The following is an 18,224-nucleotide window of genomic DNA, read 5'->3' as shown; positions in this document are numbered from 1 at the left end:
GTTATATGCGGATCGAGCCCGAAAGGCCCTCCGATGTTCCGATTTCTCGAATCCCGCGTCGACCCCTATGCATCGCATCAGGGGGGCGAGACCCCGCCCGCCCGGCTTTGGCCGTTCCTTCGGTCCTGGACCAGACCGTTTCACCGTCTCTTCGCGATCACCGCGCTCGTTTCCGTCGCGGTCGCGGTCGTGGAGATCGGGCTCATCGCCTATATGGGCCGGATCGTCGACATCCTTTCGGACACGACGCCCGCCGACCTCGCCCGCGATCACGGGCTGGAACTGGTGGCGGTCGCGGTCTTCATCTTGCTGATCCGCCCGGCGATCCAGGCGCTCGACGTGATGCTCCTGAACAACGCGATCCTGCCGCAGATGGGCGCGATGTTCCGCTGGCGCGCGCACAATCAGGTGCTGGGGCAATCCGTCGGCTGGTTCGAGAACGATTTCGCCGGCCGCGTCGCCAACCGGATCATGCAGACGCCCACCGCGGCGGGCGACGCCATCTTTCAGGTCTTCGACGCGATCACCTTCGCCATCGCCTATCTGGTTGGCGCGGCCATCCTGCTGTTCGACGCCGATGCCCGGCTGCTGATCCCGATGCTGGTCTGGATCGTTCTCTATGGCGGGCTCGTGCGCTGGACGATGCGGCGGATCGGGCCGGCCTCCAAGGCGTCCTCGGACGCGCGCTCGATGACGACGGGGCGGGTGGTCGACGCCTATACCAACGTCCACTCCGTCAAGCTCTTCGCGCATGAGGGGCAGGAGCTGACCTACGCGCGCGAGGCGATCGAGACGACGCGCAGCACCTTCGCCGCGGAGATGCGGCTCTTCACGATCATGGACGTGGCGCTCGTGATGTTGAACGGGCTCCTGATCGTGGGGGTGGTCGGCTGGGCGGTGCTTTTGTGGATGCAGGGGCAGGCCTCGGTCGGCGTGGTCGCGGCGGCGACGGCGCTGGTGCTGCGGCTGAACGCGATGACCGGCTGGATCATGTGGGCGCTGTCGACGTTCTTCCGCGCGCTCGGCGTCGTGGCCGAGGGGCTGGAGACGATCGCGCAGCCGATCCGCCTGCTGGACGCGCCGGACGCCGCGCCGCTGCGCCTTGCCCGGGGCGATCTCGTCTTCGAGGGGGTGACGCATCATTACGGCGGTGGCGCGGGCGGGATCACCGACCTGACGCTGCATGTCCGCCCGGGCGAGAAGGTCGGCGTCGTCGGACGGTCGGGCGCAGGCAAGTCCACGCTGGTGAAGCTGCTCTTGCGCTTCTACGACCCGGAGCAGGGCCGCATCACGCTCGACGGGCAGGACGTGACGCAGGTGACGCAGCAAAGCCTGCGGCACGCGATCGGCATGGTGCAGCAGGACAGCTCGCTCCTTCATCGCTCGGTCATGGAGAACATCCGCTACGGCCGGATCGACGCCACCGACGCGGAGGTCTTCGCCGCCGCGCGGAAGGCGCAGGCGCACGACTTCATCCTCGAGCTCGCGGACCCGGAAGGCAATCGCGGCTACGACGCGCAGGTGGGCGAGCGGGGCGTCAAGCTGTCGGGCGGTCAGCGCCAGCGCGTGGCCCTCGCCCGCGTGATCCTGAAGGACGCGCCGGTGCTGGTGCTCGACGAGGCGACGAGCGCGCTCGACTCGGAGATCGAGGCGGCGATTCAGGACACGCTCTACGGGATGATGGAGGGCAAGACCGTGATCGCCATCGCGCACCGCCTGTCCACCATCGCCGCGATGGACCGGATCGTGGTCATCGACGACGGCCGCGTCGTCGAGGAGGGCACGCACGAGGCGCTGCTCGGGCAGGGCGGCCTCTACGCGAAGTTCTGGGCGCGGCAATCCGGCGGCTTCATCGACACGCGCGCGCAGGAGGCGGCGGAATGAGCACCGGCGAGACCTTCGGCCGCACGATCCAGCTGTTTCTGGTCGACGGGAAGCCGAGCGGGCTCCGCAAGGCGACCATTCACGGCTGGACCGGGCTTCTCTTCGTCTCCGGCGCCTCGGCCTTCGGCGCGATGACCGCGCGCGACGAGGTCGACCGCACGGGCGTCTACATCCTCTCCGGCCCCGACCCCGAGACGCCCGGCGGCACGCGCGCCTATATCGGCTCGGGCAATTCGGTGTCCGAGCGCATCCGGCAAAGCGCCAGGAATCGTTATTTCTGGGAAATGGCCATCGCGGTCACGACGAGCGACGACGATCTGTCGAAAGGGCATGCCGAATACCTCGAGGCGCAGCTGATCCGGCTCGCCGCGGAGGCCGGGCGCGTGACACTGGATAACGGAACGCATCCCGACAGTTCCCGCCGGCGTCTGCCCGAGGCGGACGTCGCGAACATGGAGCAGTTCCTCGCGAATTTGCGGATCATCCTGCCGGTGATCGGGCTGGACATGCTCAAGCCGCAACCGAAGGCGGTCGCCAAGGCGGCCCAGCCGGTGGAGGAGCGGACGAGCGGCGAAGTACGGTTCGAGGTGAGACACAAGAGCGGTGTAAGGGCTCTAGCCGTGGAAGAGGACGGCGAATTTGTTGTTCTGGAAGGGTCCGAAGCTCTTATGGATATGGACTATGCTAGAAAGAGCTACGACTCATTGAAGAAGCGTCTGATAGCAGACGGTGTTTTAATTCCGGACAAGTCAAATAGCGTCGCGACGCAAGCGACGCTGCTTCGTTTCTCTAGGCCTTGGGCCTTCAAAGGCCCCTCGGCGGCGGGCTCTGTCGTTCTGGATCGGAACACCAACGGCCGCACTCGCTGGTACGTCGAAGGCACCGACTTGTCCTACCACGACTGGCAGCAGGCGCAGGCGGAGAAGCGGGAGGCGACGAAATGAAGCTCCTCACTCCGCTGGCCCATCTCATCACCCCCTTCGCGCGCGCGGACGGCCCGCCGCCCGACACGCTGGGCGCGTTCATGCGCTGGACCCTTTCGGGCGCGTGGCCCGTTCTCGGCGTAGCCTTCGCGGCGAGCGCGGCCTCGGGCGTTACCGAGGTCGTCACCGCGTTCCTGCTCGGCGCCGTCATCGACAGCGTCACGGGCGGCACCGAGGGCTACTTCGCGCGGAACGCCCTTCTGCTCGGCACCTTCGTCGCCTTCTACCTGATCCTGCGGCCGCTGATCTTCGGCACCTCGGCCTCCTTCAACGGCATCTCCATTCAGCCCTCGGTCTACCCGCTGGTGCAGTCGCGCCTGCATCGCTGGACGATGGGGCAGGCGGTGACGTTCTTCGACAATGACTTCGCCGGGCGCATCGCCACGAAGCAGATGCAGACCGCCCGCGCCATGACGTCGGTCACCTCGGAGACGATCAACGTCGTGGCCTTCGCGGCCTCCTCGCTCATCGGCTCGGCGATCCTCCTCGTTTCCATCGACTGGCGGGTGGCGCTGGCGCTGACGGCGTGGATCGCGGGCTACGTCCTCTTGATCCGGGGCTTCATGCCGCATGTCCGCAAACGCTCCAAGGCGCGCGCCGCCGCGCGCGCGATGGTCACGGGGCAGGTCGTGGACACGATCACCAACATCAAGACCGTCAAGCTGTTCGGCCATGCCGAGCACGAGGACCGCAACGCGCTCGAGGCGATGTCGACCTTCCGCGACCGGGCGATCGACTTCGGCTACGTCTCCGCCGCGTTCCGCTTCGCGCTGATGGCGGTGGCGGGGCTGCTCCCGGTCGTGCTGATCGGCGGCACGATCCTGCTCTGGCAGGCCGGGACCGCGACGCCGGGCGACATCGCCGCCGCCGGCGCCATCGCCATCCGGATCGCGCAGATGACCGGCTGGGTCAGCTTCTCGCTGATGGAGATGTACGCCAATGTGGGGGAGATCGAGGACGGGATGCTCACCCTCACGCCGCGCTGGACGCTGACCGACGCCGACGACGCGGTGCAGGTGGACCGGGCCGAGGGGCGTGTCGCTCTGGAAGGCGTGACCTTCACCTACGGCCGCGCGGAAGGGGGCATCCGCGACTTGTCGCTGACGCTGGAGCGGGGCGAGAAGCTGGGCCTGGTCGGCGCGTCGGGCGCGGGAAAATCCACACTCGTCGCGCTGATCCTGCGGCTCTACGATCCCGAATCGGGGCGCATCACGCTCGACGGGCGCGACATCCGGGAGATCAGACAGGACAGCCTGCGCCGCCAGATCGGGATGGTCACGCAGGAGACGGCGATGTTCAACCGCTCCGCCCGCGACAACATCCTCTACGGCCGCCCCGACGCCACGCAAGCGGAGGTGGAGGACGCGGCCCGCCGGGCCGAAGCGCACGACTTCATCCTCGCTCTGCGCGATCACAAGGGCAATCGCGGCTACGAGGCCTTTCTGGGCGAGCGGGGGGTCAAGCTCTCCGGCGGCCAGCGGCAGCGCATCGCGCTGGCCCGTGCCATCCTGAAGGATGCGCCGGTCCTCGTGCTCGACGAGGCGACGAGCGCGCTCGACTCGGAGGTCGAGGCCGCGATCCAGTCGGCGCTGGAACGGGTGATGGAGGGCAAGACCGTCATCGCCATCGCGCACCGTCTTTCCACCATCGCCCGGATGGACCGGATCGTGGTGATGGAGGCCGGCCGCATCGTCGAGCAGGGCACCCATTCCGAGCTGCTGGCGATGCAGGGCACCTATGCCCGCTACTGGGAGCGGCAATCCGGCGGGTTCATCGGCACCGACGAAGAGGAGAGCGGTGTCGCGGCGGAGTAAGCGCATGCTCATCCGTTCCGTTGGCCCTCCCCCCGTGGCGCGACCCTTTCCGACACAAGCGAACGACCTGTCCAGAATGACCGACCTCACCATCACCCGCCTCGGCCATCAGGGCGACGGCATCGCCATGACCGAAACCGGCCCGGTCTACGCCCCCCGCACGCTGCCCGGCGAGACCGTGACCGGGGCGCGGGCGGGCGACCGGATCCCCGCGCCGAAGATCGTGACGCCCTCGCCCGACCGCGTGGCGCCGCCCTGCCGGCATTTCCGGCGTTGTGGCGGCTGCGCGCTGCAGCACGCTTCGGACGGCTTCGTGGCCGGCTGGAAGGCCGCGCTGGTGCGCGACACGCTGGCGCGCGCGGGGATCGCGGCGGAAATCGCGGGGGTCTCCACCTCGCCGCCGAACGCCCGCCGCCGGGCGGCCTTGGCCGGGCGCAAGACGAAGAAAGGGGCGGAGGTCGGGTTCCACGTTCCCGCCGGGCACGAGATCGTGGCGATCCCGGATTGCAAGCTCCTCCATCCCCGCATCCTCGCGGCGCTGCCGGCGCTCGAGCGGATCACCCGCATCGCCGCGGCGCGGGGCGCGGAGGTCACGCTGCATGTCACGGAGGGGCCGGACGGGCTCGACCTCGCCATCGACGGGGCCAAGCCCTTCGACCGGGACGCGATGCTGGCACTGGCGCCGCTCGGTCCGGGCTTCGCGCGGATCACCTGGAACGGCGAGCCCGCGCTCCAGCAGCTGCCGCCGGCGCGGAACATGGGCCGCGCCCGCGTCGTCCCGCCGCCGGGCGCGTTCCTGCAGGCCACGGCCGAGGGGGAGGCGACGCTGGTGGCGGAGGTTCTGGAAACGGTTCGGGGGGCGGCGCGGATGGTCGACCTCTTCGCCGGCTGCGGCACGTTCACCTTTCCGGCTGCCGAGCTCGCGCCCGTCGACGCGTTCGAGGGCGACGCGGATCTCGTCGCGGCACTCGAGGGCGGGGCGCGACACGCGAGCGGGCTGAAGGCCGTCGCCGCGCGTCGACGCGACCTGTTCCGCGACCCGCTGACGGCGGATGAGCTGGCCGCCTACGACGCCGCCATCATCGACCCGCCCCGCGCGGGCGCGGCGGCGCAGGTGGCGGAGCTCGCGCGCGCCGGGCTGCGGACGGTCGCCTTCGTCAGCTGCCACCCCGGCACCTTCGCCCGAGATGCCGCCGTGCTGGTCGCGGCGGGCTGGCGCATGGGGCCGGTGACGGTGGTGGACCAGTTCCGCTGGTCGCCGCATGTGGAGCTCGTCACGCGGTTCGACCGGGATTAGTCAAGCGGATGGATTAATCCACGCCGCGGATGGCGGGGCACGGCGGCGTCCGCGGCTCGGTGGCCGCACTCAGACCCAGTTGCCCTTCCGCCGCGGCCGGATCGCGCGCGGCAGGAACTTCGCCGTGGTCCAGGAGATCAGCCTCACGTCCAGCCAGAAGCTGCGATGCCGCTGGTAGAGCAGGTCGAGCGCCGCCTTCCGGGGGACGCAGATGCGGATATAGGCGAGCTCCGTCTCCTCCGACGTGTCGCAGGCCTCGAGGATGCGCGCCTCGTGCGGGGAGAAGACGAGGCTCGCCAGGCCCGTGACCCCGGGGCGCGAGCGCAGGACCTCGGCGTAGAGGTCAGGGAACATCTCGACGTAGCGCCGCAGCGGCGGGCGGGGGCCCACGAAGCTCACGTCGCCGCGCAGCACGTTCCAGAGCTGCGGCAACTCGTCGAGCCGGCGACGGCGCAGGGCGCGGCCGAGCGGCGTGATGCGGCGGGACTTGTCGCCGCCGGTCACGCCCCGGTCCGAAGGGTCGGACGCCATGGTGCGGAACTTCCAGAGCGTGAACGCCTCGTCCGGGGCGCGCATCCGCTCGGAGCCGTAAAAGACGGGGCCGTCCCCCTGCCGCCAGACCTTCCACGCGACCACGGCGAAAACCGGGGCGAGAAAGACCATCAGGTAGAGCGAGAACACGATGTCGAAGAGCCGCTTGCCCCGGGTCACGCGGTCGCCTCCCGCCATTCCGCGACCAAGGTGGCGGGCGCCGCCGTTTTGGGACCGAGCGGCACGATCCCCGCCAGCCGCGACGTGTCGAGCGCGACCTCCGGCAGGGCCGCGTCGGAGGCGGGCACGGCGTCCCAGTCCCGTCCCGCCGCGCGCAGCAGGTCCGTCATGTCGACGAGCCCCGGCGAGCCGAGGTTCAGGACCGGGGGCAGGGGGCCGGGATGGGCGGCGAGTGCGGCCAGCGTCCGGGCGAGCGTGACCGGCCCGACATAGTTCCGCCGCGGCCCGCGCCCGTCGGGGAAGATGTCGAGCCGGGGCGGCGTGGCGCCGAGCCGGCCGAGCAACGCGTCGGCGCCCGCGACGTTGCCGAGGCGCAGGCAGACCGCCTCCGGCCCGTCCGGATGCGCGGCCCGCCACGCCGCCACACCGCGCTCCATATCGTGCTTGGCCGCGCCGTAGGCGTTGGCGGGGATGGCCGGCCGGTCCTCGGTCAGCGGGCCTTCGGCGCGTCCGTAGACCGCCGAGGAGGACATCAGCAGGACCCGCGCCGCGCCGGCCGCCCGAGCCGCCTCCAGAGCGTCGAGCGCGGCGTCCGTGTTTCCCGCCAGCGCCGCCGCGTCGCCCGAGGTGACCCCCGCCAGGCAAACGACGACGCCGCGTCCCGCGACCGCCGGGGCCGGCGGCCCGTCCGACCGCGCATGCCAGGCGGGCGCCGCGCCCCAGATCGGGCGAAGCAGCCGGCCGATGCGGCCGCCGGCGCCGAGCACGGCGAGACAGGAAAGGTCGGGAGGGGCAGCGGGCATGGGGACGCCATACAAGTCGCAGTTGCAGATTCAAGACACTCCGTCGCGCGATCCTGCCGATCGTGCCGGGGGCGCTTTCCGCCGCCGCGACGAGGGGCCATTAAGCGGATGACCTGATCCGAGGACTTCCATGCCGCGCTGGACCCGAGCCGCCCTCTTCGCCGCCACGTTCCTTGCCGGCAGCGTGGCGCAGGCGCAGATTCAGGGCGTCCGCTCGATCAACACCTACGGCGTGCCGGGCCTGATCGAGACGCCCTCCGCGCAGATGCAGCCCGACGCGGAGCTCACGACGAGCCTGACGCTGCTGTCGAACGACATCGGTCGCGGCCAGATCGCCTTCCAGATCCTGCCCCGGGTCGAGGGCTTGTTCCGCTACGCCTCGGTGCCCGACTTCCTGCCGCGCGGAAACGGCGAGTTCGAGCGCACCTACGACCGTAGCTTCGACCTGCGCGTGCAGCTTCTGCCCGAGGGCGGATGGCGTCCCGCGGTGACGGTGGGCCTGCAGGATTTCGGCGGAACGGGCATCTACGGCGCGGAATACCTCGTCGCCACCAAGTCCGTCGGCGACCTCACGCTCTCCGGCGGGATCGGCTGGGGACGTCTTGGCGGGAAGGGCGGGTTCGACAACCCGCTGGGCGCTCTGGACGAGCGTTTCGACGACCGTCCCGGCTTCGACTTCGACGAAGGCGGCGACTTCTCCCTCGACCGGCTGTTCCGGGGCGACGCCGCGCTGTTCGCGGGCGTGCAGTACGACGCGACCGACCGCCTGACGCTGAAGATGGAGTACTCGCCCGACGAGTACCGGCTGGAACAGGCGCGCGGGCGCGACATCATCGACCCCGAGAGCCCGATCAATTTCGGGCTCGACTACGCGATCCTGCCCGGCATTCGCGTGGGACTCCATGCGATACAGGGGACGGAGGTCGGCCTGACCTTCCAGTTCGCGGCCAACCCCAAGCGCGCGCCGCTGGGCAGCGGCCTCGAGGAGACCCCGCGCCCGGTCACGCTGCGCCCGGATTACCGCGAAAACCCGGACGTCTGGTCGCGCGGCTGGGTGTCGGACCCGGCGGCGGCGCCGGCGGTCCGGACCGCGCTCGACACGGCGCTGGCCGAGGCCGAGCTGGAGCTCGTGGCCACCCGGCTCGACGCGACGCGGGCCGAAATCCGGTTCCGCAACCGCCGCTACACCACGGAAGCGCAGGCCATCGGCCGTGCCGCGCGCGCCGCGACCGCCGCTCTGCCGCCCTCGGTCGAGACGCTGATCCTGGTGCCGCTGAACGCGGTCGGCACGGCGGGCTCCGCCGTCATCCTCCGGCGTAGCGACGTGGAGCGGTTCGAGAACGCGCCGGACGGCGCCGCGCGAATCCTCGCGGCCTCCCGCCGGGTGGACGCGGTGACCCTGCCGGATGCCGGGCTGGTGACGGAGGCCGAGGCCTATCCTCGCTTCCGCTGGGCGCTGGGCCCGTACACGGCGACGACCACCTTCGATCCGGACAACCCGTTCCGCCTCGATGTCGGCGCGCAGCTCTCGGGGCGCTACCAGCCGGCGCCGGGTCTCATCCTCGACGGCGCCGTGCGACAGAAGATCGCCGGCAACCGCGACGAATACGACCGTCGCTCGAACTCCGTCCTGCCGCGCGTGCGGACCAACTCCTACCTGTACGCCGAGGAGGACGGGCCGTTCATTCCGTACCTGACGGCGAACTACATCTTCCGCCCCGCGCCGGATTTCCATGGCCGTTTGTCCGCGGGCCTGCTCGAGACGCAATATGGCGGCGTCTCGGCGGAGCTGCTGTGGAAGCGCGACGGCGCGCCGCTCGCCATCGGCGCCGAGGTCAACCGCGTGCGGCAGCGGGACTTCGACATGGCTTTCGGCTTCCGCGAGCTCGACGCGACCACCGCCTTCGTGACCGGCTACTACGATCACGGCAACGGCTTCCTGAGCCAGCTCGACGTGGGCCGCTATCTGGCGGGCGACGAAGGCGCGACCTACGAGCTGACGCGCGAATTCGCCAACGGCTGGCGGATCGGGGCCTACGCGACCAAGACCAACGTCACCTCCGAGGAGTTCGGCGAGGGCAGCTTCGACAAGGGGATCAGCCTGCGCATCCCGCTCGCCTGGATGACCGGGCAGCAGACGCAGACCGGCGCGGCGTTCACGATCCAGCCGATCCTTCGCGACGGCGGCGCGCGGCTGCGTCTGCGCAACCGGCTCTATCCTCTGGTGCGGGACCAGTCCGCGCCGGATCTATCCGACGAATGGGGGCGGTTCTGGCGATGACACGGTTCTGGCGCCGCGCGGGCCTCGCCGCCGCGCTCACGCTCGCGCTGGCGGGCTGCGGCAACGACATCCGGGAATCCCCGCTGCGGCTGGCGACGGCCGCGGTCGCGGATCTCGTCCGGCCGGACCCGCCCTCGGTGGATGCCCGCACGCAGCTGACCCCGGAGCTGATCGCTTCGGCCCCCGTCTCGGTGCTGCTCGTGATCCAGCAGACGGAGGATATCGGCTTCACGCTCGTCGCCAACAGCGCCAATCTCGGCGTGATCGAATGGCGCAACACGGCGGGCCAGTCGATCCTGCGGCGCGACGGCATCGTTGCCGGCACGCGGGGATTCGGGTTCGACCGGATGACGACGGATGCGGACGGACTGATCCGCGCGCTCCGGGCGGGCGGCGCGGACGGCGTGGTGCGGGTCCACCGGGTCATCGACGGCGCCGGCGTGATCGAGGCGCGGCAATATCTCTGCAATGTCCGGCTGGTCGGAACCGAGACGCTGTCGATCTACGGGCGCGACTACGACACGCGCACCTTCACCGAAAGCTGCGACGGGCCGGGCGGGCGCTTCACCAACCGCTACTGGATCCAGCCGGGCGGGACGATCCGCAGGAGCGTCGAGCGAATCACGCCCGAGCTGGGCGATTTCGAGTTCGTCCGCCTCAACGACTAGATTTCGAGACGTCCTGAAATGCGCGGGACGCCCGATCGGTTCCGCCTCGGCGAAATTTCGACGCATTCCGTGGCCAAGTCGCCGAACATCCATCTTTTTACAGCGATGTTCATGGAAACGCTTGATCGCCTGCGGCCACCGGCATAGCTCTCACGGTAATCGCGTCGCCATTTGGAGTTTCACCGATGAAGACTATCCTCGCTTCCGTCGCCGCAGCCGCGCTGCTGGTTTCCCCCATCGCCGCGTCCGCGGATCAGGACGTGCGCCTGACCGACAAGTCGACGCAGAACTTCGGCGGGTTCGACATGAACAACCCTGCCGTCGCGACGGCTTCGGTCCTGGTGGGTGGTATCGCCGTGATCGCGATCGTCTCCGACGATGACGACGACGACGGCAGCTCGACCACCACGACGAGCACGACCAACTGATCCCCAAAGATCATTCGGACGTTCGGGGGCACGCTTCGGCGTGCCCCTTTTCGTTCAGGCTAGGCTCTGACGGCGAACAGGTCGCGCGTCAGGCGCGCGCGCGCATGACGCCGATGTCGAGCGCCTCGAGCACCTTGCGCTCGATATCCGCCGCCGTCAGCCCCGCCTCGGCATACATCTCGCCCGGGGCGCCCTGGTCGAGGAACGCGTCGGGCAGGACCATCGAGCGGAAACGCAGGCCGTCGTCGAACACACCCTCCTCCGACAGAAGCTGCGCGACATGGCTGCCGAAGCCGCCGACCGCCCCCTCCTCGATGGTGATCAGCGCCTCGTGATCGCGCGCGAGCCGCAGGATCAGGTCGCGGTCGAGCGGCTTGGCGAAGCGGGCATCGGCCACGCTGGGCGAGATGCCGCGTGCGATGAGTTTCTCGCGCGCCGCCGCCACTTCCTGCAGGCGTGCGCCGAAGGACAGGAGCGCCACACGCTCCCCCTCGTGAATCATCCGTCCCCGGCCGATCTCGAGCGGGGTGCCGCGTTCCGGCATCTCGACCCCGACGCCCTCGCCCCGTGGGAAACGGAAGGCGATGGGGCCGGCCTCGTGCGCGGCCGCGGTCGCGACCATGTGCCGAAGCTCCGCCTCGTCGGCGGCGGCCATGACGGTGAAGTTCGGCAGGTTCGACAGGTAGGCCACGTCGAAGCTGCCCGCATGGGTGGCGCCGTCCGCGCCGACGAGCCCCGCGCGGTCGATGGCGAAGCGCACCGGCAGGTTCTGCAGCGCGACGTCGTGCACGACTTGGTCGTAGCCGCGTTGCAGGAACGTCGAGTAGATCGCGCAGAAGGGCTTCAGGCCCGACGCGGCGAGTCCGGCGCAGAAGGTCACGCCATGCTGCTCGGCGATGCCCACGTCGAAGCAGCGGGCCGGGAAGCGCTCGGCGAAGAGGTTGAGGCCGGTCCCGTCGGGCATGGCGGCGGTGATGGCGACGATGCGGTCGTCCCGCCCCGCCTCGTCGATCAGGCTTTCGGCGAAGACCCTTGTGTAGCTCGGCGCGTTCGACTTGGCCTTGGACTGCTCGCCGGTGGCCATGTCGAACTTGGAGGTGGCGTGGCCGCCGTCGACGGCACTTTCGGCCGGACGGAAACCCTTGCCCTTCTTGGTGATGGCGTGGATCAGGATCGGCCCCGTCGCGCGGGATTTCACGGTGCGCAGCACGCTCAGGAGGCTGTCCATGTCGTGCCCGTCGATCGGGCCGACATAGCTGAAGCCCAGCTCTTCGAAGAGGGTTCCGCCGAAGGTCATGCCCTTCAGCATCTCCTTCGCCCGGCGCGCGCCCTCCTGGAAGGGCGTGGGAAGGTAGCCCACCGCCCCCTTGGCGACGGCCTTGATGTCCTGGAACGGCGCGCCGGCGTAGAGGCGCGACAGGTAGGAGGACATCGCCCCGACCGGGGGCGCGATCGACATCTCGTTGTCGTTCAGCACGACGATCAGGCGGGTGCCCAGATGGCCCGCATGGTTCAGCGCCTCGTAGGCCATGCCGCCCGTCAGCGCACCGTCGCCGATCACCGCGATGGCGTCGCCCACATCGTCCGCCCCGAGCTCGCGCCCGGTGGCAAAGCCGAGCGCCGCGCTGATCGAGGTGGAGGCATGCGCCGCGCCGAACGGGTCGTAGGGCGACTCGGTCCGCTTGGTGAAGCCCGACAGCCCCGCGCGCTGACGCAGCGTGCCCATGCGATCGCGGCGGCCGGTCAGGATCTTGTGCGGATAGCTCTGGTGCGAGACGTCCCAGATCAGCTTGTCGCGCGGCGTGTCGAAGACGGCATGCAGCGCCACGGTCAGCTCGACCACGCCAAGCCCCGCGCCCAGATGCCCGCCGGTGCGGGACACGGCCTGGATCGTCTCGGAGCGGAGCTCGTCGGCCAGTTGCCGCAGGTCGCGGTCGGACATCGGCCGCAGATCGGCGGGACCGGCGACGCGGTCGAGAAGGGGGGTGTCGGATGCGGTCATGCTGTCGAGATCATCGGTCGGAACCTTATCTGTCGCGGTCGACGACGTAGCGCGCGACCTCCTTCAGGCTAGCAGCCCGGGCGCCAAAGGGCAAAAGGGCGGCCTCCGCCTCGCGCACGAGCGCCTCCGCCCGGCGGCGCGCCTCGGCGGTGCCGAGAAGCGAGACGAAGGTGGCCTTGCCCGCGCCCGCATCCTTGCCGGTGGCCTTGCCGAGGGTCGCGGCGTCGCCCTCCACGTCGAGGAGGTCGTCGGCGATCTGGAAGGCGAGCCCCAGATGGCGCGCATAATCGAGGAGCGGCGCGGGATCGGCGCGGCCCAGGATCGCCCCGGCGCGGCAGGGCCATTCGAGGAGGCGGCCGGTCTTGAGGCGCTGCAATCGCGTAATGGCGTCGATGTCGAGTGGCTCGTCCGCGGTCTCGGCGGCGATGTCGAGCGCCTGGCCGCCGACCATGCCCGCCGCCCCCGCCGCCCGCGCCAGCGTCAGGACGAGTTCGGCGCGGATGGCCGGGTCGGGATCCGTCCCATGCCCCGCCAGCTGCTCGAAGGCGAGCGTCTGTAGCGCGTCGCCGGCCAGCACGGCGGTCGCCTCGTCCCAGCGGCGGTGCACGGTCGGCCGTCCCCGACGCAGGTCGTCGTCATCCATGCAGGGCAGGTCGTCGTGGATCAGCGAATAGGCGTGTACCGCCTCGATGGCGGCGGCGGCCCGGAGCGCGCCGGCGCGCGGCACGTCGAAGAGCGCCGACGTTTCCAGCACGAGAAAGGCGCGGAGCCGCTTGCCGCCCTCGCTGGCATAGCGCATGGCCGCACCGACCGGGCCGTCGAACGGTGCCAGCGCGGCGTCGAGCGCGGTCTGGGTGTCGTCCTGCGCCGCGCGCAGCCTGTGGGCGAGGCTCACGGGTCGGCGGGCCCCGCGCCGGTGGGATTGCCGCCCGCGTCAAGGGTGATCTGCTCGACCTTTTCCTCGGCGTCCTTGAGCTTGGCGTCGCAGCGAGCCTTCAGCGCGGCGCCCCGCTCGTAGAGCTTGATGGATTCGTCGAGAGGCACGTCGCCGCGGTCGAGCTGGTTCACCACGCGCTCGAGCTCGGCGATAGCCTGCTCGAAGCTCATCGTGTTCACGTCGTCGGGGGCGTCAGCCATCGTCAAGTCCTCGCAGCACGTCCACATGGGCGGCGCCGGCCTCCGCCAGCGCGTCGAGGTCATAGCCGCCTTCGAGACACGACACCACCCGGCCCCGCGCGTGCCGCCTGGCCACGTCGCAGATCCGTCCGGTGAGCCAGACGTAATCCTCCGTCTCCCAGTTCAGGTTGGCGAGCGGGTCGGCCCGGTGCGCGTCGAACCCGGCCGAAACGAGGATCAGTTTCGGCGCGAACGCCTCCAGCCGGGGCAGGACGTCGTCGGTAAACCGCGCGCGAATCTCGGCGCCGTCGGAACCGGGGGGCAGGGGGACGTTCATCACGTTGTCGTGCGCCCCTCGTTCCGACGCGGCGCCGGTGCCGGGCCAGAGCGGCGATTGATGGGTGGAGACGAAGAGCGCGCGCGGTTCGTCCCAGAGCAGATCCTGCGTGCCGTTGCCGTGATGGACGTCGAAATCGATTACGGCGACGCGGTCGAGCCCGTGATGATCGAGCGCGTGCTTCGCGGCGACGGCGACCGTGCCGAACAGGCAGAACCCCATCGGCGTCGCGGTCTCGGCATGGTGGCCGGGCGGACGCATGGCGACGAAGGCGCTGCGGGTCCGGCCCTCCACCACCGCATCCACCGCCTGCACCGCGCCGCCGGCGGCGAGGCGGGCGGCGCGGAGCGAGCCGGGGGAAAGGAACGTGTCGGCGTCGAGCTGCGCCCAGCCTTCGGACGGGGCCGCGGCGTCGAGGCGGTCGAGATAGTCCTGCGGGTGGCAGCGCAGCAGATGCGCGTCCGTGGCGGGCAGCGCCCCGCGCCGGTCGAGCGGCATGCCCTCGAGCGCCCGGCGGATCGCGGGCAGACGGGCGACCTGTTCGGGGTGGCCCGGCGGCGTCAGGTGCAGGTCGGCGTCGGGATGCGTGATCAGAAGGGTCATCAATCGGGTGCCAGCATGTAGCCCTCGCCCCTGACGGTCTGCAGGTAGCGTGGCTGTTTCGGGTCGGCCTCCAGCTTGCGCCGGAGGCGGGTGATCTGCACGTCGACGGCGCGCTCGCTCGACATCTCGCCGTCGCGTCCGAGCTTCTCCACGAGCGAGGTGCGGGAGACAGGTTCGTGCGGGTTGGCGGCGAGGGTGCGCATCAGCGTGGTCTCGGTGATCGTCAGCCGCACGGAATCCTCTCCGCGCAGAAGCTCTCCCCGGTCGAGGTCGTAGCGAAGGGGGCCGAGATGCAGGATCTTCGACATCGCGCTGCCGGTCGCCGGAGCGCGGCGCAGGATGGCCCGGAGGCGCAGCAGAAGCTCCTTCGGCTCGAACGGCTTGGCGAGGTAATCGTCCGCGCCGGCCTCGAGCCCGGTGATCCGGTCCGACGTCTCGCCCCGCGCGGTCAGCATCAGGATCGGCATGTCGCGCGTCTCGCGGATTTCCGCGCAAAGGACGTAGCCGTTGTCGCCCGGCATCATCACGTCGAGCACGGCGAGGTCGAAATCGAGCCCGGCGAGGAGGCGCCGCGCATGGTTCGCGTCGCGCGCCGCCGTGGTCAGGTAGCCGTTCCGCACGAGGAACTTCTGCAACAGGCCGCGAATCCGCTCGTCATCGTCCACGAGAAGGACGTGAGTCTGCAGCGTGGGGGCCTCCCGGCCGTCCTGCGCGGACCGCGCGTCGTTCATGCGTCAGCTATCCTTCGTGGCCGTGAAGCGCCGTCTCAGTTCCGGGTCCATCATATGTTCGAGTACCTGCCGAAAGCCAGCCACCGCCACCGGGCCGGCCTCGCGGAAGGCCGCGCGCATCCGGGCGCGCTGCGCGTCCGACAACTTCCGTTCGAGCGTCTCGCCCGCATCCGTCAGGTAGAGATGCCGCTCGCGCCGGTCCCGGTCGCCCACGCGGCTGTCCACCAGACCGTCCTCGACCAGCGTGCGAAGGACGCGGTTCAGCGATTGCTTGGTGACGCCGAGGATGGTCAGCAGGTTGTTCACCGTGGTGCCCGGACTGCGGTGAATGAAGTGGATCGCGCGGTGATGCGCGCGCCCGTAATCGTGGCCGGCAAGGATGCGGTCGGGATCGGCGGTGAAGCCGCGATAGGCGAAGAACATCGCTTCCGTGGCCCGGCGGAGTTGCTCATCCGTCAGAAACAGGAGATTTTCGCTCTGATCCTTCGTCATTCCGGCCTCCCGTCACGAAACTATGTCAACCTTGTTGACATTCCAAGGACCGATTGCTAGCGACGCGCAGATTTCACGCAACAATATGTCCGAACTGGACAATCCAGCGACAGATACGGGATGGGGGTGGCAATGGCCGGGTCATTTGCGGAGCTCGACGGGCAGATCTGGATGGACGGGGCGCTGGTCGACTGGAAGGACGCGAATGTCCACCTGCTGACCCATGCGATGCATTACGCGAGCGCCGTGTTCGAGGGTGAGCGGGCCTATTCGGGCAAGATCTTCGAAAGCCGCAAGCATTCGCAGCGGCTGATCGATTCGGGCCGCGCGCTCGACATGGAAATCCCCTGGACCGTCGACGAGATCGAGGCTGCCAAGTACGAGGCCATGCGTGCCAACGGGCTGGAGGACGCCTATGTTCGCGTCCTGGCCTGGCGCGGGTCGGGCGAGGACATGGGCGTCAGCTCCGCGCGCAACCCGGTGCGGATGGCCGTCGCGACCTGGGCCTGGGGCAACTATTACGGCGATGCGAAGATGCGTGGCGCCAAGCTCGACATCGCCAAGTGGAAGCGGCCCTCGCCGGAAACGGCGCCGAGCCACGCCAAGGCGGCCGGGCTCTACATGATCTGCACGATGTCGAAGCACGCGGCCGAGGCGAAGGGCTGTTCGGATGCGATGATGTTCGACTATCGCGGCTACGTGGCGGAGGCGACGGGGGCCAACGTCTTCTTCGTCAGGAACGGCGAGGTCCACACGCCGACGCCGGATTGCTTCCTCAACGGGATCACCCGGCAGACGGTGCTCCGCATGCTGGCCGACCGGCAGATCAAGGTGCACGAGCGCCACATCATGCCCGAGGAACTTGAAGGGTTCGAGCAGTGCTGGCTGACCGGAACGGCGGCCGAGGTCACGCCGGTGGGACAGATCGGCGACTACAACTTCGAGGTCGGCGCCATGACGCGCGACATCGCGGAGGCCTACGAGGCGCTGGTCCGCGCCTAGCCCCCCGGCGAACGGCGTGGAGCGGCTCCGCCCCTTGGGGACGGAGCCGTCCGGGCGCGCGGGCCGGCCCTGAGGGGTCGACCCGAACTACGCGCCGACGCAGCATTGGGTGGGGGCTATGAGATGCTGCGTCGGAATGCGGGGCATTGTGCTCCCGATGGCAACGATCTGACGTGCCGGAATGGCGAATCCGGGGAGGGACCGCGGTCGGGTCCGGATCATTTCGGGGCCGGATCGCGGCAGGGTGAACGTCGCGCTAACGGGGCCGCGGCCGGATCGGGGCGAATGGACGCTTGAATCGCCTTCCCGCCCGCGCCACCTTCGTCGGGATGAACGCACCGACGCCCTTTCCGCAGGTCGAGACCATCTACTTCCACCGCTCCGAGCTTTCGGTGATCCTGTCGCTCTACGGCCGGTTCGTCGCCGCGGGCGAATGGCGCGATTACGGGATCTCCTCCCTGAAGGAGGTCGCGGTCTTTTCCGTGTTCCGCCGCACCGCCGAGCAGCCGATGTACCGCATCGAGAAGCGGCCGAAGATGGCCGCGCGACAGGGCGTCTATTCCGTGATCGGCATGGACGGGCGCGTCCTGCGTCGGGGGCACGACCTGAAGACCGTCCTGCGCGTGCTCGAGCGCAAGCTGATCCGCGCGGTGGACTGAACGCCGTGCCGCCTCTTGCCCGAACTGCGATTTGGCGATAAGGGCAGAACGGAGCGGATGGCAGGGATGATCCGTTCCTTTCAGGCATTTGAACAGACGGGGCGGCCACGAATGGGCGCATCACGGTCCTTTGCCGGCGGCTTCGAGCCGTGGCTGACCCGGCACGAACAGAAACTGAAATGGCTGGCCGTCTATCTCGGCATCGCCAGCACGATCGCCATCGTCCAGGACTGGGATCCGTGGCCCATGCTTCTGGGCCTGCCCTTCTGCGTCATCTGGATGCTGTGCGCCTGGCTCCACGGGGAGCGGCAGCTCAAGTACCTCAACGTCCTTTTCACCGGCCTGTATCTCTACGGCCTCGTCCGCTGGGTGATGCTGGCGGGTCCGGGCGTCTGATCGAAACCCGCCATTCG

Annotated in this window: 18 protein-coding genes; 10 read left to right on the top strand and 8 right to left on the bottom strand. The window is 69.6% G+C overall.

Annotated elements, in window-relative coordinates; genetic code table 11:
* Positions 1 to 33: 33 nt before the first annotated feature.
* From Q1B08_RS03405 to Q1B08_RS03390, 4 genes are all read left to right on the top strand, one after another.
* Positions 34 to 1,884 carry an ABC transporter ATP-binding protein gene (locus tag Q1B08_RS03405; RefSeq protein WP_299814678.1) on the top strand — a complete coding sequence of 617 codons (1,851 nt, stop codon included), beginning with the start codon at positions 34 to 36 and terminating at the stop codon, positions 1,882 to 1,884.
* On the top strand, positions 1,881 to 2,828 hold the full coding sequence (locus Q1B08_RS03400; protein ID WP_299814675.1) for a GIY-YIG nuclease family protein: 948 nt from the start codon (positions 1,881 to 1,883) through the stop codon (positions 2,826 to 2,828). Before Q1B08_RS03405 ends, Q1B08_RS03400 begins: the two co-directional genes overlap by 4 nt.
* Positions 2,825 to 4,681 (top strand): ABC transporter ATP-binding protein, encoded by a 1,857-nt coding sequence (locus tag Q1B08_RS03395; protein WP_299814672.1) that lies wholly within the window; start codon positions 2,825 to 2,827, stop codon positions 4,679 to 4,681. The genes Q1B08_RS03400 and Q1B08_RS03395 overlap by 4 nt, the downstream gene beginning before the upstream one ends.
* 76 nt (positions 4,682 to 4,757) lie before the next feature.
* Positions 4,758 to 5,978 (top strand): class I SAM-dependent RNA methyltransferase, encoded by a 1,221-nt coding sequence (locus Q1B08_RS03390; protein WP_299814668.1) that lies wholly within the window; start codon positions 4,758 to 4,760, stop codon positions 5,976 to 5,978.
* A gap of 69 nt (positions 5,979 to 6,047) precedes the next feature.
* Here the strand turns inward: Q1B08_RS03390 and Q1B08_RS03385 are convergent, their stop codons facing one another.
* Together Q1B08_RS03385 and Q1B08_RS03380 are read right to left on the bottom strand one after the other, a co-directional pair.
* Positions 6,048 to 6,689 (bottom strand): sugar transferase, encoded by a 642-nt coding sequence (locus Q1B08_RS03385; protein ID WP_299814665.1) that lies wholly within the window; start codon positions 6,687 to 6,689, stop codon positions 6,048 to 6,050.
* On the bottom strand, positions 6,686 to 7,492 hold the full coding sequence (locus Q1B08_RS03380; RefSeq protein WP_299814662.1) for an NAD-dependent epimerase/dehydratase family protein: 807 nt from the start codon (positions 7,490 to 7,492) through the stop codon (positions 6,686 to 6,688). Before Q1B08_RS03380 ends, Q1B08_RS03385 begins: the two co-directional genes overlap by 4 nt.
* A 130-nt stretch (positions 7,493 to 7,622) precedes the next feature.
* On the opposite strand from Q1B08_RS03380, the gene Q1B08_RS03375 reads away from it, so the two are divergent.
* The 3 genes from Q1B08_RS03375 to Q1B08_RS03365 all read left to right on the top strand — a co-directional run bounded on the left by Q1B08_RS03375 (position 7,623) and on the right by Q1B08_RS03365 (position 10,869).
* On the top strand, positions 7,623 to 9,773 hold the full coding sequence (locus tag Q1B08_RS03375) for a YjbH domain-containing protein (RefSeq protein WP_299814659.1): 2,151 nt from the start codon (positions 7,623 to 7,625) through the stop codon (positions 9,771 to 9,773).
* Positions 9,752 to 10,441 (top strand): YjbF family lipoprotein, encoded by a 690-nt coding sequence (locus Q1B08_RS03370; protein ID WP_299814656.1) that lies wholly within the window; start codon positions 9,752 to 9,754, stop codon positions 10,439 to 10,441. Before Q1B08_RS03375 ends, Q1B08_RS03370 begins: the two co-directional genes overlap by 22 nt.
* Before the next feature lie 185 nt (positions 10,442 to 10,626).
* The gene (locus tag Q1B08_RS03365; RefSeq protein ID WP_299814653.1) at positions 10,627 to 10,869 is read left to right on the top strand and encodes a hypothetical protein; all 243 of its coding nucleotides are present in this window, start codon (positions 10,627 to 10,629) and stop codon (positions 10,867 to 10,869) included.
* Between the two features lie 88 nt (positions 10,870 to 10,957).
* On the opposite strand, the gene dxs is transcribed toward Q1B08_RS03365, so the two are convergent.
* From dxs to Q1B08_RS03335, 6 genes are read right to left on the bottom strand one after another with little or no spacing between them, the layout of a single operon-like run.
* Entirely contained in the window at positions 10,958 to 12,871 is a 1,914-nt protein-coding gene (gene dxs, locus Q1B08_RS03360; protein ID WP_299814650.1) for a 1-deoxy-D-xylulose-5-phosphate synthase, read from the bottom strand.
* 25 nt (positions 12,872 to 12,896) lie between these two features.
* On the bottom strand, positions 12,897 to 13,766 hold the full coding sequence (locus Q1B08_RS03355; protein ID WP_299814648.1) for a polyprenyl synthetase family protein: 870 nt from the start codon (positions 13,764 to 13,766) through the stop codon (positions 12,897 to 12,899).
* Positions 13,763 to 14,008 carry an exodeoxyribonuclease VII small subunit gene (locus Q1B08_RS03350; RefSeq protein ID WP_299814645.1) on the bottom strand — a complete coding sequence of 82 codons (246 nt, stop codon included), beginning with the start codon at positions 14,006 to 14,008 and terminating at the stop codon, positions 13,763 to 13,765. Before Q1B08_RS03350 ends, Q1B08_RS03355 begins: the two co-directional genes overlap by 4 nt.
* The gene (locus Q1B08_RS03345) at positions 14,001 to 14,927 is read right to left on the bottom strand and encodes a histone deacetylase family protein (RefSeq protein WP_299814642.1); all 927 of its coding nucleotides are present in this window, start codon (positions 14,925 to 14,927) and stop codon (positions 14,001 to 14,003) included. The genes Q1B08_RS03350 and Q1B08_RS03345 overlap by 8 nt, the downstream gene beginning before the upstream one ends.
* Complete coding sequence (locus tag Q1B08_RS03340; RefSeq protein WP_299814639.1) at positions 14,927 to 15,658, bottom strand: response regulator transcription factor; 732 nt, start codon at positions 15,656 to 15,658, stop codon at positions 14,927 to 14,929. The genes Q1B08_RS03345 and Q1B08_RS03340 overlap by 1 nt, the downstream gene beginning before the upstream one ends.
* A gap of 3 nt (positions 15,659 to 15,661) precedes the next feature.
* Positions 15,662 to 16,150 (bottom strand): MarR family transcriptional regulator, encoded by a 489-nt coding sequence (locus tag Q1B08_RS03335; protein WP_299814636.1) that lies wholly within the window; start codon positions 16,148 to 16,150, stop codon positions 15,662 to 15,664.
* Between the two features lie 132 nt (positions 16,151 to 16,282).
* Here Q1B08_RS03335 and Q1B08_RS03330 point away from each other — a divergent pair, with 132 nt between their 5' ends.
* From Q1B08_RS03330 to Q1B08_RS03320, 3 genes are all read left to right on the top strand, one after another.
* Entirely contained in the window at positions 16,283 to 17,152 is an 870-nt protein-coding gene (locus Q1B08_RS03330; RefSeq protein ID WP_299814633.1) for a branched-chain amino acid aminotransferase, read from the top strand.
* 329 nt (positions 17,153 to 17,481) lie between these two features.
* The gene (locus Q1B08_RS03325; RefSeq protein ID WP_299814921.1) at positions 17,482 to 17,811 is read left to right on the top strand and encodes a DUF2794 domain-containing protein; all 330 of its coding nucleotides are present in this window, start codon (positions 17,482 to 17,484) and stop codon (positions 17,809 to 17,811) included.
* A 111-nt stretch (positions 17,812 to 17,922) separates the two neighbouring features.
* Entirely contained in the window at positions 17,923 to 18,207 is a 285-nt protein-coding gene (locus Q1B08_RS03320) for a peptidase (RefSeq protein WP_299814630.1), read from the top strand.
* Positions 18,208 to 18,224: the final 17 nt, after the last annotated feature.

The organism is uncultured Jannaschia sp. (genome assembly GCF_947494025.1).
Lineage (GTDB): Bacteria > Pseudomonadota > Alphaproteobacteria > Rhodobacterales > Rhodobacteraceae > Jannaschia.
Note: the sequence above shows the minus strand (reverse complement) of the source record. Positions and strands in the feature narration are given on the sequence as shown.

Coding starts and splice junctions, on each gene's coding strand:
- Q1B08_RS03405 (WP_299814678.1), top strand. CDS start 34: ATGTTCCGATTTCTCGAATCCCGCGTCGACCCCTATGCATCGCATCAG.
- Q1B08_RS03400 (WP_299814675.1), top strand. CDS start 1,881: ATGAGCACCGGCGAGACCTTCGGCCGCACGATCCAGCTGTTTCTGGTC.
- Q1B08_RS03395 (WP_299814672.1), top strand. CDS start 2,825: ATGAAGCTCCTCACTCCGCTGGCCCATCTCATCACCCCCTTCGCGCGC.
- Q1B08_RS03390 (WP_299814668.1), top strand. CDS start 4,758: ATGACCGACCTCACCATCACCCGCCTCGGCCATCAGGGCGACGGCATC.
- Q1B08_RS03380 (WP_299814662.1), bottom strand. CDS start 7,492: ATGCCCGCTGCCCCTCCCGACCTTTCCTGTCTCGCCGTGCTCGGCGCC.
- Q1B08_RS03375 (WP_299814659.1), top strand. CDS start 7,623: ATGCCGCGCTGGACCCGAGCCGCCCTCTTCGCCGCCACGTTCCTTGCC.
- Q1B08_RS03370 (WP_299814656.1), top strand. CDS start 9,752: ATGGGGGCGGTTCTGGCGATGACACGGTTCTGGCGCCGCGCGGGCCTC.
- Q1B08_RS03365 (WP_299814653.1), top strand. CDS start 10,627: ATGAAGACTATCCTCGCTTCCGTCGCCGCAGCCGCGCTGCTGGTTTCC.
- dxs (WP_299814650.1), bottom strand. CDS start 12,871: ATGACCGCATCCGACACCCCCCTTCTCGACCGCGTCGCCGGTCCCGCC.
- Q1B08_RS03350 (WP_299814645.1), bottom strand. CDS start 14,008: ATGGCTGACGCCCCCGACGACGTGAACACGATGAGCTTCGAGCAGGCT.
- Q1B08_RS03345 (WP_299814642.1), bottom strand. CDS start 14,927: ATGACCCTTCTGATCACGCATCCCGACGCCGACCTGCACCTGACGCCG.
- Q1B08_RS03340 (WP_299814639.1), bottom strand. CDS start 15,658: ATGAACGACGCGCGGTCCGCGCAGGACGGCCGGGAGGCCCCCACGCTG.
- Q1B08_RS03335 (WP_299814636.1), bottom strand. CDS start 16,150: ATGACGAAGGATCAGAGCGAAAATCTCCTGTTTCTGACGGATGAGCAA.
- Q1B08_RS03330 (WP_299814633.1), top strand. CDS start 16,283: ATGGCCGGGTCATTTGCGGAGCTCGACGGGCAGATCTGGATGGACGGG.
- Q1B08_RS03325 (WP_299814921.1), top strand. CDS start 17,482: ATGAACGCACCGACGCCCTTTCCGCAGGTCGAGACCATCTACTTCCAC.
- Q1B08_RS03320 (WP_299814630.1), top strand. CDS start 17,923: ATGGGCGCATCACGGTCCTTTGCCGGCGGCTTCGAGCCGTGGCTGACC.